Source organism: Mucilaginibacter mali (genome assembly GCF_013283875.1).
Lineage (GTDB): Bacteria > Bacteroidota > Bacteroidia > Sphingobacteriales > Sphingobacteriaceae > Mucilaginibacter > Mucilaginibacter mali.
In genome coordinates this window covers 4,578,744-4,595,934 of record NZ_CP054139.1, presented here as the reverse complement: position 1 = coordinate 4,595,934, position 17,191 = coordinate 4,578,744, and the positions used below count along the sequence as shown (strand labels likewise).

The following is a 17,191-nucleotide window of genomic DNA, read 5'->3' as shown; positions in this document are numbered from 1 at the left end:
AAGTCACTAAAATTCAAATTTAAACGAAAGTCAGTACAATGTTATTATTTATAACGAAAAAAAATTATTGCTGATGTTTTTGATATTTTTGCAGGTATAAAAATCGAACAAGAACATGATGTACCCAGAATATTTAGTTGCCCCCATGCGCGAGGAACTAACCCGAGTAGGTTTCACCGAATTAAAAGATGCTGATGCTGTAACCGCCGCTATCGAAAGCGAAGGAACCGTTTTTGTAATGGTGAACTCGGTTTGCGGTTGTGCCGCTGCCAATGCCCGCCCTGCTGCCCGCATGGCTGCCGCCAATGCCAAACATCCTGATAAACTGGTAACCGTATTTGCCGGTATGGAAAAAGAAGCGGTTGACAAAGCCCGCAACTATATGCTGCCTTACCCACCGTCTTCGCCATCAATGGCGCTGTTTAAAGATGGCAAACTGGTGCACATCATTGAGCGTTACCAGATTGAAGGCCGCCCCGCCCAAATGATAGCCGATAACCTGATCGACGCGTTTGAGCAGTATTGCTAATTTAGTTTTTAGAGATTGGTTGATTAGAAATTGGTCTCTTGCAATGATAATGAAACGCCCCGGTGCATTTTGTGCAGGGGCGTTTTGCTTTTTGGAGGTGGCAATTTAACCACAAAGGGCACGAAGGTTTTCACAAAGATCACGAAGGAAAATCAAATAAGCCTTAGTGTCTTAAGTGCTCATCTGTGGCTAATCATCATCACAAAACTCCTTAGTGCCCTTAGTGTTTCTTTTCTTCGTGCCCTTTGTGGTTAAATTGCCACAACAACTATCTAAATTAGCATCAAACACAAAAAGTGATATTCGCATATCCCGATTTAGGCTTTCAGGCAAAAAAAGGTAACTTCGTATCACCAATTTAACTGATCGGTAAGATGAGGAACCTTTACACAACGGCGCTTATGCTGCTGGCGGGCACCTGCTTCGCCCAAAAAACCTATATCCAGTGCGGAAAATTGATTGACGGGATCGGCAATACTGCCCAAACGCAAATGACCATTGTGGTGGAGGGCAAACTAATTACCGATATCCAGAAAGGCTATACCACGGGCGGTAGCGCCGATAAGGTAGTAGACCTGCACAATAAAACCGTAATGCCGGGACTGATTGATTGCCATGTGCATTTGGAAAGCCAGTTCAACAAAAACTCCACAACCGAGGGCTTCACCCTTACCGATGCCGATATTGCTTATAATGCGGCCATCTTTGCAAAAAAAACTTTAATGGCCGGCTTCACCACCGTGCGCGATCTGGGCGGCTCGGGTGTGAACATCAGTCTGCGTAAAGCCGTCCAAAAAGGATTGGTTGACGGGCCGCGTATTATTACGGCAGGCAGGGCCATTTCGGCCAGCGGGGGGCATATGGACGGCTCGGTAGGCTTTCGTGATGATGTTTTCAGCCACAGGCCCGGCCCGGATGATGGCGTTGCCGATGGTAAGGACGAGTTGATAAAAGCCGTGCGCCTGCAGTTTAAGCGCGGGTCGGATGTGATCAAGATCGCGTCGACCGGGGGCGTGCTCGACTTGAGCGAAGACGGCTCGGGTGCGCAGTTCAGTATCGAAGAGATTAAAGCGGTGGTAGAAACCGCTAAGGATTACGGCCTGAAGGTAGCCTGCCACGCCCACGGCGCCGAGGGCATCCGCCGGGCCATACTTGGCGGGGTAACCTCTATTGAGCATGGTACCTTTATGGATGATGAAGATATCAAACTGGCCAAACAATACGGCACTTATTATGTACCTACTATCATAGCTGGCAAATCGGTGGCCGATTCATCAAAGATAGCCGGCTTTTTCCCGCCGGTGATCGCACGCAAGGCGCAGGAGGTTGGTCCGCAGATACAGGCTACCTTTGCCAGGGCCTATAAGGCAGGTGTGAAGATAGCTTTTGGTACCGATGCCGGCGTTTATGCCCACGGAAAGAACGCCATCGAATTTCAGTATATGGTAGAAGCCGGTATGCCGCCAATAGAAGCCATAAAGGCTGCCACCACCAGCGCCGCCGATCTGTTGGGTATCAGCGCCAAAACAGGCAGCATCAGCAAAGGCAAAATAGCCGATGTGGTAGCCGTAAGCGGCGATCCGTTACAGGACATTAAAGCCATGCGCGATATAGCATTTATTATGAAAGAAGGGAAAATTTACAGCACACAAAACTAAACAATGATAAAATTCAGATCAATTTCAGCACTGCTGATATCGGGCGCATGTGTAAGCGCCATCGGTACCGCGGCTTTGGCACAGGCCCCAACAACGCCACAGGCCACCAGCACCGTTTACCGCGAAACCACTCCAAAGATCAACGATTTGATCCACACCAAACTGGATGTGCGTTTCGATTACAAAAAACGCTATATGTATGGCAAAGAGTGGGTAACCCTGAAGCCGCATTTCTACCCAACCGATTCGCTGCGTTTGGATGCCAAAGGCATGGATATTAAAGGCCTGTTTGTAGTGAAAGCCGGCAAAAACATCCCCCTTAAATATACTTACGAGGATAGCCTGCAGCTCAACATCAAACTGGATAAAACCTATACCAACGGCGAAAATTATACGCTGTATATTGATTATACATCGAAACCGAACGAACTGAAAGTAAAAGGCAGCGCGGCCATTAACGATGCCAAGGGCCTGTACTTCATTAACCCCGACGGTACCGAAAAAAACAAGCCTACGCAGATATGGACACAGGGCGAAACCGAAAGCTCATCGTGCTGGTTCCCTACTATCGATAAGCCGAACCAGAAAACTACCGAAGAGATCAGCATGACGGTATTATCAAAATACGTTACGCTATCAAACGGTAAACTGGTATCGCAAAAAGCCAATGCCGATGGTACCCGCACCGATACCTGGAAGCAGGACCTGCCGCACTCGCCATACCTGTTTATGATGGCCGTGGGCGATTTTAAGGTTTATCACGATAAATGGAAAAACAAACCGGTTGATTATTACCTGGAACCTAAGTACGCGCCGTATGCGAAAGATATCTTCGGCCAGACCCCGGAGTTGATCGACTTTTATTCGAAAACTTTGGGTGTTGATTATCCCTGGGATAAATACGCGCAGATCGTTGTGCGCGATTATGTGAGCGGCGCGATGGAAAACACCAGCGCTACCCTGCACGGCGAATACGTGCAGGCCACCAAACGCGAACTACTTGACGCTTACTATAGCCAGGGCCAAAGCACCATCGCCCACGAGTTATTTCACCAATGGTTTGGCGATTATGTAACTGCCGAAAGCTGGAGCAACCTGACCGTTAACGAATCTTTCGCCGATTTTAGCGAAACCCTTTGGGCCGAACATAAATACGGCCAGGATGCCGGCGATGCGCATTCATACACCGATGCCGTAAACTACATGCGCGGCGGTGCCAACGACAAGAAAAACCTTGTACGCTTCTTTTATAACGATAAGGAAGATGTTTTTGATGCGGTTACCTACCAAAAAGGCGGTACCATCCTTAACATGCTACGCACCTTCCTTGGCCGCGACGCGTTTTACAAAGGCTTAGGCTTATACCTGAAAACCAATGCCTTTAAAAATGGCGAAGCCCAGCAATTGCGCCTGGCCTTAGAAGAAGTGAGTGGCAAGGACCTAAACTGGTTTTTTAATCAATGGTATTATGGGGCTGGTCATCCGGTGATGAATATCAGCTACAAATGGGATGCGGCTACCAAGACCCAAACCGTTTACCTGAAACAAAGCCAGGCCGGCCAAACCTTTATTTTGCCAATGGCTATTGATATTTACCAGGGCGGCAAAAAAGTACGCCACAGCTACTGGATGCGCAACGCGGTCGATTCGGTAAGTTACCAGCTGGCCGGCAAGCCCGACCTGGTGAACGTGGACGGCGAAAAGAAAACCCTTTGGGCTAAAACCGATAATAAAACGCTTGATGAGTTTGTGTTCCAGTACTTCAACGCGCCGTTATACTTAGACCGTAACGAGGCCGTAACCGCCGCATTGGCCAAACAAGCCGATAAAGGAGCGCAAAAAGTGCTGATAGCCGCTTTGAAAGATAAATACTTTGGCATACAACTGCGTGTCATCAACGGGCTGACGATGACCAACGATGATATTCGTAACCCTGCCCAGCCTATCCTGGCCAGCCTGGCCCAAACCGACCCGAATACGCTGGTGCGTGCCGCCGCAATTACCGCTTTGGGTAAGTTAAAGGCGTCGGGTAATATGAATTTGTTTAAATCCGCCCTGAACAATCCATCGCTGGCTGTTGAGGCCGCGGCATTTAACGCCATTACCCTGCTTGACCCGGCCGAGGCTTCTACCTTAGCCAAAAGCCTTGAAAAAGAAGCCGAAGGCGCATTGGCGGTAAACATTATGAACGTTTATCTTGATAACGGCACATCGGCACAATGGCCGTTTATTAAAGCTAAAATAGATGCCAACCCGCAAATAGCTGTTTCGGTATTCCGCAAAATGGCGCCATACCTTAGCCGTATAGATAACTCAACCTATGTTCAGCAAGGTATCACTATTCTGAAAAACATAGGCCTGCAATATAAAGCTAATGGAGCCGGCCCGGTACTGATAGCAGCCATAAACAGCGTTAAAGATGCCCGCGCTAAAATGGGCGATAACGCGTCGGTAGCTGCTGCTGATGCCGCGGTTAAAGAGATAGGGAACTAATATTTCCACACTATAAAGCACAAACAGCTGCCCGGCGGGCGGCCGTTTGTGCTTTATAGCAAAGCGGCGTAGACTCACCCGCCCGTTGCTTCGCCGGGCACCCTCTCTGCGCTGCGCGCAAAGAGGGAATGGTTGTCCGGAATTGCTTGTTCCCTCTTTTGCCAAAGGCAAGAGAGGGTGGTCCTGCGGAGCGTAGACCGGGTGAGTATTACCCATTTGCATATTTGCACATCCGCATATCTGCACATTCCCCTATCTTTGCCCCCATGGCATTCATCAAAACATTTACCAACAGCCTCATCGGCGAAAACACTTATATCGTATACGATAACAGCGGCGAATGCGCCATTATCGACCCAGGCATGTATACCGCCTTTGATCAGAACGCCATTGTTAGCTTCATTAACAATAACGATTTGAAGCCCACACTGCTGCTAAATACCCATTGCCATTACGATCATGTGTTCGGTAATAAATTTATATTTGATAACTATGGCCTGAAGCCACAATTTCATAAAGGCGAACTGGAAGTACTGCTGGAAGCCCCGGCATGGACCGCCGAAATGGGCCTGCATTATGAGGTATCACCCCTGCCCGATGTTTTCCTGCCCGAAACAGGTACGGTAACTTTCGGTCAGACGACTTTAGAACTGATCTTCGCGCCGGGCCATTCGCCCGCGCACCTGTGCTTTTACGAGCGGAAGAAGAATTTCCTGGTTGGCGGCGATGTGCTGTTCCGATTAAGTATTGGCCGCACCGATCTGCCGGGTGGCGATCATTATACCCTGCTCCGCAATATCCGAGAAAAGCTGTTCACCCTGCCTGAAGATTGCACCGTTTGGCCCGGCCACGGCCCGCAAACCACCATCGGGTACGAGAAAAGGAATAATCCGTTTTTGACGTAGAGTCCCAAACCGATCCGGAAGCATGAAGATTATGAGGCTGTCTCAAAAGCGAGGCAGCCTCTTTGTTTTTGAGCGTAATTTTCAGTAACTTAAAGGCATGGGAGGAAAAGTAGTCTTTAAGGAATATGATCCTGACCAGTTAACCTTTTTACCGTATAAACTGGAGGAACTGGTACCGCAGGGTCATCCGGTACGTATTGTATCGAAGGTGGTCGATCAGGTAGATGTTAAACCGATTAACCGCAAGTATAAAGGCGGCGGGGCATCCAGCTTTCATCCGCGGCTGATGCTCAAGCTGCTGATCTACGGTTATCTGACCAACACGTATTCTTCACGGAAGTTGGAAGACCAGGCCGCGCAGAATGTACATTTCATGTGGCTTTTAGGCATGAAAAAGCCTGATCACAATACCATCAACCGTTTCCGGAGCGAGAAGCTGTCGGGTGTTTTAAAGGAGATCTTCTCACAGATCGTATTGTTATTACAGCAGGAAGGTATCGTCTCGCTGAAAGAAGCTGTTTTTACCGATGGTACCAAGATCGAATCGGTAGCGAACAAGTACACTTTTGTATGGGGCAAAAGCATTAAGAACAGCAAGGAGAAGATGAAAGCCCAATTGGATGAACTGTGGAGTTATGCGCAAACCATCGCTGCCGAAGAACTTAAAGACACCGCACCGCTGGAATACAGCGAGATCAACCCGGAAAAAGTAAAAGAAACGATCTCAAAGATCAACGCCGCCCTGGACGATAAGGAAGATGTCGATAAGAAAGTAAGGCAGAAGCTGAACTATGCCAAAAAGCACTGGCCGGAGAACCTGGCCCGGTATGACGAGCAGGAAAAGCTGTTAGGCGGTCGCAACAGCTTTTCGAAGACCGACCCGGGTGCCACCTTCATGCGGATGAAAGAAGACCCTATGCTGAACGGGCAGCTTAAACCCGGATACAATCTGCAGATCTCCACCCAGGAGCAGTTCATCTTGAACTATAGCCTGCACCAAACCACAACCGATTACCAGACCCTTCCATCACACATCGAACAATACGAAACTTTATATCATGCACTTCCAAAAGCGGTAGTGGCCGATGCGGGCTACGGTTCGGACGAGAACTATGGCGTATTACAGCAAAAAGGCATTGAAGCTTATATCAAATACAACACGTTCGACCAGGAACAAAATAAAGGCATCAAAGCATTCGGTAATGACAGTTTGCACTATAATGAACAGGAAGATTACCTGGTATGTCCGATGGGACAACACATGCAGCATATCGGCACCGGGCAGCGGGTCACCACATCCGGCTATGTGCAACTGATCAGCCGCTATCAGGCGCAGAATTGTGAAAACTGCCCCATGCGGGGCGTTTGTCACCAAGCAGCCGGTAACCGCGTGGTGGAGATCAACCACAGCCTTAGAATACACAAGCAGATAGCGAAAGAAAGATTGAATACCGAACAGGGCATCAAATACCGAAAGCGACGGCCCGCAGATGTCGAACCGGTGTTCGCCAACCTGAAGCATAATCACGGCTTCAGGCGATTCCTGCTGAAGGGAATGTCCAAAACCGAGGTCGAAATAGGGTTATTATCCATCGCACATAACCTCAGAAAGTGGAAAGCCTGATAAAAAAGGCTTTTTATCCGATAAAAACACCTGAACCAACTCAAAAAAATCGAAAGCAGGCTGATACAGTCCCGCTTTCCTAATAACTCATCTAAATCGGCATCAACGAAAAAACCGCCTCATAATTGACTTATGAGACGGCCTCGTTGTTTGGTCCGCAATTATTCCCCCAAACACTTTTGCAGGCCGCGGGCTTTCCTATCTTTGCAATATTGAACACCTCACTCTACATAGCTAAACGGTACCTGTTCTCGCGCAAAAAAATGCACGCTATCAATATCATTTCGGGTATATCTATGCTGGGGGTGTTTGTGGGGAGCGCGGCGCTGGTCATCATACTTTCGGCTTTTAACGGGTTGGAGCAACTGATTCTTTCGCTATACAGCAACTTCACCCCCGAATTGCGGATAGAGCCGCGCGAGGGCAAAACATTCAATCCCAATACGCCATATTTTACCGGCTTAAAAAAGGATGCGCACGTTTTCTCGTACACCGAGGTGCTGCAGGAAAAAGCATTGATCATGTACGATAACAAAAAATTCATCGGCACGGTACAGGGTGTTAGCGACGATTTTTTGAAGAATAAACTATTGGACAGCACCGTGCAGGATGGCTCGTTCACGCTGCATACGGCCGATAAGGATTATGCCGTAATAGGCGCAACAGTGCAGAACAGTTTGGCGGTAAGCATAAAAAGCGAGTTCGAAAACCAATTGCAGATCTATACCCCCCGGCGCAACGCCCCGGTTTCGGCCAGTGCCATGAGCGAGTTCTCGGTGCGTAGCGTTCCCGTATCGGGCGTGTTCTCCGTTCAGCAGGATTTTGACGATATCGTGGTAACGCCCATCAGCTTTATGCGGGGGTTGCTCGATCAGCCGGTTGAGGTATCGGCCATCAACCTTAACTTTAAAAAAGGCACCAATTTGGGCGCGATGGAGCAGGAAATAGGCAAAAAGACCGGCGGCAAGTACGTCATCAAAAACCGCCATGCCCAAAACGCCACCCTGTACAAAACCCTTAATATCGAGCGCTGGTCTATCTACATGATATTAACTTTTGTGGTAATTATCGCTATCTTTAATATTGTTGGCTCACTCACCATGCTGGTGATGGATAAGCAAAAGGACATTGCCATTTTAACCAGCCTGGGCGCCGGCAAAAAGCTGATACAGGGTATCTTTTTCTTCGAGGGGATGATGATATCCATGACGGGCTGCGTGGCCGGGATGATAGTAGGTGGCGCATTTTGCCTGTTGCAGCAGCATTACGGTTTTGTAAAAATGGGCAGCAAACTAACCGTAATGGATGCTTACCCGGTGGCCCTGATGTTTATTGATTTTATAATTGTATTTTTAACCGTCAGCGTTATTGCCGTTATTGCCTCGGGCATCAGCGCAAGGCTTAGCGTTAAACGGCTCGACGAGATAAAGCAGGAACTATAATTACTACGGTATGAAAACGAAACTCTCACTTTGCGCAGTATTTTTAATGATTGCCGTTTTTGGCTGTAATAACCCGCAACATAAACCAGCCTTAACAACATCCACTCCCGAACCCGTGGTTTACCGTGGCTTGTATAGCTTTGGCCCCGAAGTAAAATCGTTTAAGGATTGCAAAACCGGTCAGGAGTTTTGGGCGGCCGATAGTTCGGCTAAACTGGAGTTGGGCTACTCGCAAATGAATTTCGAAAAACCTTATGAGCCAGTTTATGTTGAAGTAGAGGGCCGCAAGGTAAAATCGGGCGCGGACGGCGCTGCCTCTGAGTTTGACAGCACCATGGTGGTAACCAAAGTGGTAAAAATGACCAGGGATATCCCTAAGGACATGTGTAATTAAGCTGAAAGCCGAAAGGTTAAAGCTAAAAGCCGGAAACGGCGTGTATATAAACATCAACCAACGGTGCAGCTAAAAGCTTTCTGCTTTCTGCCTTCACCTTTAAGCTTAAAACAATGGAATCAAAACGTCAGCAAAAATTCGCCGGGGTAATACAGCAGGACCTGGCCGCTATATTCCAGCGCGAGGGATCAGGTTATTTACCCAACACCATGGTAACCATCACCAAAGTGCGCGTAACGCCCGACCTGGCCCTGGCCCGCATATTTTTAAGCTTCTTTAACAATTCCAACACGCAACTGGCGCTGCAAACCATCCGCTCGCACGCTAACGAGATCCGCTATAAACTGGGCGCCCGCATTAAAGACCAGGTAAGGGTGATCCCCCAGCTGGAGTTTTTTGTAGACGATACCAACGAGTATGTGGAACGTATGGACCGGATATTTGATAGCATCAGCAAAGAGGAGCGGCAGAAAGAGGCGGAGTAAAATCAAGTTGCAATTAACCATAGCGATGGGTTTAAAACCCCATCGCTATAAAATAGCTTGTCATGCCGAGCTTGTTTCGGCACCCCACATACAAGGTAAGCGTATATCGTCGCCAATCAGATGGGATGCCGAAACAAGTTCGGCATGACAGATTATCATTACCATGGACAAACACCGTCACCTCTCAAAATACATCCTATCTCATCCCGAAGCCACCGGCAAGGTAGTGGATTACAACCCCGCTGCAGATAAACTATACACATTCGATTTTACCGCCACAAACACCGAACTATCGCCAGATGACGTAGCCGATACGGCTAAATTCAGCGCCTGGGTTGATGCAAAACTGGCCGGCGAAAATTATAAATATGGCATTGGCGGCTATATGGAACACCGCACCCTGTATGCCCGCAGCGCACTGTTTGATACCGCCGAAGAACCCCGCCGCCTGCACCTTGGCGTTGATATCTGGGCAAAGGCAGGCACCCCGGTTTACGCGCCCTTTGCCGGCACCGTGCATAGCTTTAACGATAACAATAACTTTGGCGATTACGGCCCGACCATCATCCTTGAGCACGATTTAAATGGATTGACATTGTACAGCCTGTACGGCCATCTGAACCGCGAAAGCCTGGCGGGGTTGTACCCTGGCAAGCCCATTGCCCTGAACCAACAAATAGGCGCATTTGGCGAAGCTAACGAGAACGGTAGCTGGCCGCCGCATTTACACTTTCAGCTGATGTTTGATATGGAGGGTAAGGCCGGCGATTATCCCGGTGTTGGCCGTTATAGCGAAATGGAAAAGCTGATGATGAATATTCCCGATCCTGCTTTGGTGTTGGGTTTTAGTTACGGTTGATTTGTCATGCCGAACTTGTTTCGGGATCCCATTTGCATAATCAATCTTTGCATATCAGGCCTGAGTAATGGGGTACTGAAACAAGCTCAGCATGACATTTATTATTGCCATTATACCCGTAGAGACTATGAATTTAAAACCTCAGAATAACGATTATTATTTAAAGGCCGCCGATTTTTAACCTTCAATTACATAAGTCTATATAAAAACACCAAAGCCCCTCTCGCAGGGGCCTGGTGCAGATTTATAATTGGTAGGATCTTTATTTATTGGCGTACCGGTTTATAATATCCAGTATCACCTTGTTTTTTTGCAGTTGCGGTAAATATTCAAACAAAATATAATGTTTCTCCGGGTCGCTTGCCAGGGCCATTTCCAGCTGACTGAGTGCCTCGTTGTATTCGCCTTTGGCAAACAGGTAGGCTACCATACGGTAGTATAGTTCAGCTGCTTCGGGGTTGTTCTTTATGGCATCGGCAATCACTTCTATCGCGTCGCTTAAACGGTTCAACTCGTATAGTATCGACGAATAATCCAGCCAGGCATCCACATCAAGCGGGTTCAGCTCCACCACCTTCTCATAAGCCGATTCGGCTTCGGGCAGGTGTCCCAGCTTATATTCGGCATCGGCAATGGCAAACCAGTAATCGGCGTTGGCAATGTCAAGGTCTAAAGCTTTTTTATAAAAGTGCAGGGCCTCGAAGTAGCGCTCCTCAAAATCAAGCGTTACACCTATACCAAACCAGGCATCGGCCAGCTTGTTATCCATTTTCACGGCCTTTTTATAAAAGGCGCGGGCCTCATCCATCTGCTCCAGCTTTTCGTAGCATTCGCCAATGGCGCAATAAGTATCGGCATTGGGTTGCTCGTACTCAAAGGTTTGGCGATACACATCAATAGCTTCCTGAAATTTTTCCAGGTTCACCAGCGCGTTGCCTTTATTAAAGTAGGCCGATGCAAAGCTGTCTTTTATCAGGATGGCGTAATCGTAGGCATCAATCGCTTTTTCAAACAGGTTAAGTTTGGTAAAGGCGTTGCCCAGGTTATACCATGCGGCGTAGCTGTAAGGCTCGTTATCGATGTATTGCTGATAAAACTGTACACTTTCTTCCTGATTATCCATTACATCGTAGCAAAAAGCCAGTTCGTAAAGGGCATCCTGGTTCTCCATGTTTTGTTCCAAACACAGTTTCAGGTAGGTGATAGCAGTATCATAATCGCCCATGTTTTGGTAAACGTAGGCTATATGCAGTAAAATATCGTCGGTTTCTTCGGCAAGGTCAAGCGCCTTTTCGTAGTTCTCCAAAGCTTCGCTGTAACGCTCTAAATTTTCGTACAGGTTACCGCGGATGATATAGATATCAGCATCGCTGGCCTCCAGCATCTCGGCTTTGTCAAGGCATTCAAGCGCTTCGCCTATGCGGTTGCTCACTACCAGTAATTGCGCTTGTTTGATCAGGAAGACGGCGGCAAAGGGGTGCTGGTTGCGGGCAAATTCTACCACCTGCAGGGCACGGGCCGGGTCGTTTTTCTCGATGTAGTAATCAGTGATGTTCTCAAACGCCTGCGCATCAAAGAAATACTGATCATGATTACGGATCATCTCCTCGTAACGTTCGACAGAGAACTTCGGATCCTCGTTAAAATCAAATTCAAATTCTTCTTCCATTCAGCTTATTTGATATAAAAAACGACCAGAGGTTTAGGCGGCTCTATTGGCTAACTGTGTTCAAATTACTCTATAAAAGCGCCAATTGGATGAAATAGTTTTCAACATACCAACGTTTTAGACAGTGGGCCTATTTAACTAATTGATAATAAATGTGAAAGTAAATTGACGGATCAGTTAGCAAACGGGCGTTATTTTGCGGGTAAGATTGATACCTTTGAAAAATTTACGATGATGAACATCCATATCACCTCCATTCTGGATCGCTTAAAGATAAACGATTTGAACGACGCTTTTAGTATCGGCAGCGCCTGGGGCAGCAGTAATGACACTACCGTGAGAAAAATTAACTCGCCGGTTGATGGCAGGCTGATCGCATCGGTAAAAATGGCTACCGCCGCCGATTATGACCACGTAGTTAAAACCGCCCAACAAGCCTTTGCCCAATGGCGAAGCGTGCCTGCACCAAAGCGTGGCGAGATCGTTCGACAGGTGGGCGATGCCCTGCGTAAATATAAGGACGACCTGGGCCGCCTGGTATCGTACGAGATGGGCAAAAGCCTGCAGGAAGGCTGGGGCGAGGTGCAGGAAATGATAGATATCTGCGATTTTGCCGTTGGCCAAAGCCGCCAATTATACGGCTTAACCATGCATTCGGAACGGCCGCAACACCGTATGTATGAGCAATATCATCCGCTGGGCGTGGTGGGCATTATATCTGCCTTTAACTTCCCGGTAGCGGTATGGAGCTGGAACGCGGCCCTGGCCTGGATATGCGGTAACGTATGCATCTGGAAACCATCTGAAAAAACACCGTTGACGGCGATTGCCTGCCAGCATATTGTACAGGAAGTTTTCAAAGCCAATAATATCCCCGATGGTGTATCGAACTTAATCATTGGCGACCGCGAAGTAGGCGAACTGATGGCTAACGATGCCCGTGTGCCACTGGTATCGGCCACTGGCTCTACCCGTATGGGTAAAGCGGTAGCCACCGCGGTTGCAGGCAGGTTAGGCAGGAGTTTATTAGAATTGGGGGGCAACAATGCCATCATTATCACCGAAGACGCCGACCTGGATATGGCCCTGATCGGCGCGGTATTTGGCGCGGTGGGTACAGCCGGTCAACGTTGCACCACAACCCGCCGGTTAATTATCCACGAAAGTGTTTACGAAAGCTTTAAGCAAAAACTGGTAAAAGCCTACGGGCAAATCCGCATTGGCAACCCGCTTGATGAGCATATGCACATGGGCCCGTTGATTGATACCGACGCGGTTAAACTATACCTGCAATCTATTGAGCAATGCAAGCAGCAGGGCGGCAATTTTGTGGTTGAGGGCGGACAATTATCAGGAGACGGTTACGAATCGGGCTGCTACGTAAAACCCTGCATTGCCGAGGTTGAGAACCATTTTGAGATCGTTCAGCACGAAACCTTTGCGCCGATACTGTACCTCATTAAATATAAAACTTTGGACGAAGCCATCAGCCTGCAAAACGGTGTTCCGCAGGGTTTGTCATCGGCCATCATGACCAATAATTTACGCCAGGCCGAGCAATTCCTGTCGGCCGCGGGTTCTGATTGCGGTATTGCCAACGTGAACATCGGTACATCTGGCGCCGAAATTGGCGGGGCCTTCGGCGGTGAAAAGGAAACCGGCGGCGGCCGGGAATCGGGTTCGGATGCGTGGAAGGCTTATATGCGCAGGCAAACGAATACGATTAATTATAGCACCACGCTGCCGCTGGCGCAGGGGATAAAGTTTGATTTGTAAGGGCGGCGAGTTGACTCACCCGGTCTGCGCTGCGCCCGACCACCCTCTCTGCTTCGCAAAGAGGGAATGAGCTTCTCTAATACTGCTCCTGCCCCCTTTGCGCGTAGCGAAGAGAGGGCCGACGAGCGAAGCAACGTCGGGGTGAGTAAAACGGGCAAGCAGAGCCGGCTAGTTAACTCACCCGGCCTACGCTACGCTGGACCACCCTCTCTGCTTCGCAAAGAGGGTATCGGGAACCGTTTAGGAGCGCGCGGAGCGTCAATGCAAATTTCCCCTCATCAGGGTGATGCAGGTTTATACAATATCACCTAACTTTATCGTTTTAGGTTTTACACTATTAATAACTGGATAAACACACATAAATGAATTTATTAAAACCCCTAACCGCCGGCGCGCTGCTTGCGGCATTAACCATAAACATTAGCGCCTACGCGCAGGAAATCCCGGTAGTTAAAACCCCGCCTCCACCTAAAGACTGGCACGCCATGGACCTTACCGCCAACGGCTATTACGGCGTTAGCCTGGCCAAAGCCTACGAGTTTGTAAAAGGCAAAAAAAGCAAGACTGTGATTGTAGCCACCATCGACAGTGGTGTAGATACCCTGCAAAAGGACCTGAAAAGCATCTTGTGGACCAATACTAAGGAAATCCCGGGCAACGGAATTGACGATGACCACAACGGTTATATCGACGATATACACGGCTGGAACTTTTTAGGCGGCCCCGGCGGCAAGTGCGATTTTACCGAAACTACCGAAGAGGTGCGCGAATATGCCAAGCTGAAGGATAAATATCAGAACAGCACCGCTAATGATTCGAAAGAGTACAAATACTGGCTGAAAGTGAAAGCCACACACGATTCGACCATTGCCAAATCATCGGAAGAATTGCAGCAGTTATCGCCCATGATGAATGTGCTGATGGTGACCAGCGGCTTTATTAAGCGCGAAATGAAACTGCCGGCCAATGGCTCGTTTAACCTGAAAGATCTGCAAACGCTTAAAACTGCTAACGATACGGTTAGGGAAAGCAAAAACGTGTGGACCTCATTCTTTGAGCAGGAGGGCGGCGCTACTTCAAACAGTGCGAAAGTAATTAAGGAACTAAGCGATTACCTGGCCAAACTGAACAACGACGTATCGCCCGATCTGGATGCCCGCAAGCGCATTGTTGGCGATAATCCTGATGACTTCACCGATAAAAAATATGGCAGCAACCTGCTGAAGTTTGATGATGCCATGCACGGCACCATGGTGGCCGGCTTTATTGGCGCTATCCGTGGTAACGGTTACGGCATGGATGGCATTGCCGATAATGTGCGCATTATGGCCATCAAGGCTGTGCCAAATGGCGATGAGTACGATAAAGATATTGCCAACGCCATCCGCTACGCGGTTGATAATGGCGCGCAGATCATTAACATGAGCTTTGGTAAAAAGATCTCGCCGCATAAGGAGTGGGTTGATGCCGCCTTTAAATATGCTGCCGAACACGACGTGCTTTTAGTATCGGCCGCCGGTAACGATAACCAGGATGTAGATGCCAAAGCCGATTACCCGAACGACCAGTTTGAGGATGGCTCATCTACCGATGCGGATAACGTGATCAACGTAGGTGCCTCTGGTCCGCGTAAAAACGATAAACTGGCTGCCGATTTTAGCAACTACGGCAAAAAAAATGTAGACGTTTTCGCACCGGGCGTAAAGGTAACATCGGTTACCATGGATGCCGAAGTGAATACAGAGGATGGTACCAGCTTCGCTTCGCCAATTACCGCAGGTATCGCCGCGCTGATATTGGAGCATTACCCAACACTAAGCTCAAAGCAAATTAAGCAGGCCATTATGCAATCGGCCAAACCGCTGACCGGCTTTATGGTATACCGCCCGGGCAGCAAAACCGAAAAGGTTGACTTCTCTACCTTGAGCCGTACAGGCGGCATCGTAAACGCTTATGACGCCCTGGTGATCGCATCGAAAATGAAGGGTGAGCGTAAGGATACCAAATCGATGACCATTAATACGCCGGCATCGTCAAAATAAGACCCCAGGCCCAATGTCATTAAGTTAAGCTTTTAAGCCCCGCCTAAGTCCTCCCCAAAGGGGAGGATTTTAAGAAATTTACGCTTGTGCAGCCTAAGTCTCCCCTACCGGGGGAGATTTAGAGGGGGCTTTATTCGGCTGATCATCCTTAAGTTAACGTGAGTTCGATATAAGCATTAGAGCGAAAGTTGCAGTGATTTTGAATGATCAAATTCAAAATGAGTTTTGATGGATGGTTTCTTAGGGAGGAAACTGTAAGCGGCAATTCCGCTGTATAGGTTAATAATAAAGCCTGATATAGACCGGTGCCTGGAATGTTCTATCTGACAAATATTTTTCAAAGCATCATTTACGCATTCGACCACGCTCCGTTTTCTAAGCATGATTTTATCAGAGATGCTCATCAATTTGTTTTTCATATTGCGTTTGATCTTAGTAATGAGTTGCACACCACTATGAAAAAGATGCTCGAAAACAGACTGTTTTACCAAATATCCCTTATCACCATATAACTTGCCAAATAGTTTCTTGCAAAGTGTAAGCAGCAGGTCGGTATTATTGTCGGATACGCTGCCCTGGGTGAGTTGGAATGCAATTATTTCACCCATGTCATTGATTACTAAGTGTAATTTAAATCCATAAAACCAGCCCATCGTAGAGTAGCCGCGTGAAGCGGCCCCGCTGAAAACTTTATTCTGATGTATCCGCTCTTTCGCACAAACCTCTAATCTTGTAGAATCTATAAAAGAAATACCTGTGCAGTTGCCAAGGCTATGGGCGCTGACAAACATCAACATGGGCAAGGCGTATTTCTGCTGTAATTCCACAAAACGGTTATAAGAAACCAGGTGTGGGAACTCCCGGCATAGATGAACGCAGACATAGTCCAAATAGAAGTGTTTTAACGTTCTGTAATCGGATAGATGGAAACAGATCAGGATGGTTATTACTTCACTCTGAGAAAGTCCGCAAGGTTTGTTACGGGTCTTTAATGTTGTATCGCTATCAAGCTTAATCATACAATCATCAATGTGTTGATTAAAATAATGGCAATATTCATCGGCCAGAAAGAAAATTTCGGTAATTTTATCAAGAGTAAGCATAGATTGTTTCTTTAAATTCGACACTTAAATATAACAAAATATGCTTACTTATTTGATTATCAGATAGATATATCATTAAATAAATCCCGCCTCTTATATCGAACTCACGTTAAGTTAAGGACATTGCCCCCAGGCCCCCTAAAGGGGGTTTAGGAATATGCAGATATAGGATATGCAAATGATAAATCAAAAGCGCCCCGTATTTTCCGGGG

The 17,191-nt window shown here is 47.8% G+C and carries 13 protein-coding genes; 11 read left to right on the top strand and 2 right to left on the bottom strand.

The annotated features are described in order from the left end of the window. Nucleotides 1-118: 118 nt before the first annotated feature. The 9 genes from HQ865_RS19370 to HQ865_RS19330 all read left to right on the top strand — a co-directional run bounded on the left by HQ865_RS19370 (nt 119) and on the right by HQ865_RS19330 (nt 10,389). Nucleotides 119-529, top strand: coding sequence for a BrxA/BrxB family bacilliredoxin (locus tag HQ865_RS19370; protein ID WP_173417854.1), 411 nt, complete (start codon nt 119-121; stop codon nt 527-529). Between the two features lie 374 nt (nt 530-903). Then, the gene (locus tag HQ865_RS19365; RefSeq protein ID WP_173416488.1) at nt 904-2,187 is read left to right on the top strand and encodes a metal-dependent hydrolase family protein; all 1,284 of its coding nucleotides are present in this window, start codon (nt 904-906) and stop codon (nt 2,185-2,187) included. A gap of 3 nt (nt 2,188-2,190) precedes the next feature. Further along, nucleotides 2,191-4,680, top strand: a complete 2,490-nt coding sequence (locus HQ865_RS19360; RefSeq protein WP_173416487.1) for a M1 family metallopeptidase — start codon at nt 2,191-2,193, stop codon at nt 4,678-4,680. Between the two features lie 266 nt (nt 4,681-4,946). Then, on the top strand, nt 4,947-5,585 hold the full coding sequence (locus HQ865_RS19355) for an MBL fold metallo-hydrolase (protein ID WP_173416486.1): 639 nt from the start codon (nt 4,947-4,949) through the stop codon (nt 5,583-5,585). A 97-nt stretch (nt 5,586-5,682) separates the two neighbouring features. Beyond that, nucleotides 5,683-7,209, top strand: coding sequence for an IS1182 family transposase (locus HQ865_RS19350; protein WP_173414705.1), 1,527 nt, complete (start codon nt 5,683-5,685; stop codon nt 7,207-7,209). Nucleotides 7,210-7,421: 212 nt separating this feature from the next. Further along, on the top strand, nt 7,422-8,651 hold the full coding sequence (locus HQ865_RS19345) for an ABC transporter permease (RefSeq protein ID WP_173416485.1): 1,230 nt from the start codon (nt 7,422-7,424) through the stop codon (nt 8,649-8,651). A gap of 10 nt (nt 8,652-8,661) precedes the next feature. Beyond that, nucleotides 8,662-9,045: a hypothetical protein gene (locus HQ865_RS19340; protein ID WP_237073495.1), complete on the top strand. Its 384-nt coding sequence runs from the start codon at nt 8,662-8,664 to the stop codon at nt 9,043-9,045. A gap of 113 nt (nt 9,046-9,158) precedes the next feature. After that, entirely contained in the window at nt 9,159-9,530 is a 372-nt protein-coding gene (gene rbfA / locus HQ865_RS19335) for a 30S ribosome-binding factor RbfA (RefSeq protein WP_173416484.1), read from the top strand. Nucleotides 9,531-9,693: 163 nt separating this feature from the next. After that, a complete protein-coding gene (locus HQ865_RS19330; RefSeq protein WP_173416483.1) occupies nt 9,694-10,389 on the top strand; it encodes a peptidoglycan DD-metalloendopeptidase family protein in 696 nt (231 codons plus the stop codon). A gap of 262 nt (nt 10,390-10,651) precedes the next feature. On the opposite strand, the gene HQ865_RS19325 is transcribed toward HQ865_RS19330, so the two are convergent. Next, a complete protein-coding gene (locus tag HQ865_RS19325) occupies nt 10,652-12,058 on the bottom strand; it encodes a tetratricopeptide repeat protein (protein ID WP_173416482.1) in 1,407 nt (468 codons plus the stop codon). Nucleotides 12,059-12,292: 234 nt separating this feature from the next. Between HQ865_RS19325 and amaB the strand changes: the two genes are divergently transcribed. Further along, nucleotides 12,293-13,834 carry an L-piperidine-6-carboxylate dehydrogenase gene (gene amaB / locus HQ865_RS19320; protein WP_173417852.1) on the top strand — a complete coding sequence of 514 codons (1,542 nt, stop codon included), beginning with the start codon at nt 12,293-12,295 and terminating at the stop codon, nt 13,832-13,834. Between the two features lie 362 nt (nt 13,835-14,196). Next, nucleotides 14,197-15,876 carry a S8 family serine peptidase gene (locus HQ865_RS19315; RefSeq protein ID WP_173416481.1) on the top strand — a complete coding sequence of 560 codons (1,680 nt, stop codon included), beginning with the start codon at nt 14,197-14,199 and terminating at the stop codon, nt 15,874-15,876. 176 nt (nt 15,877-16,052) lie between these two features. On the opposite strand, the gene HQ865_RS19310 is transcribed toward HQ865_RS19315, so the two are convergent. After that, entirely contained in the window at nt 16,053-16,979 is a 927-nt protein-coding gene (locus HQ865_RS19310; RefSeq protein ID WP_173414168.1) for an IS982 family transposase, read from the bottom strand. Nucleotides 16,980-17,191 lie beyond the last annotated feature (212 nt).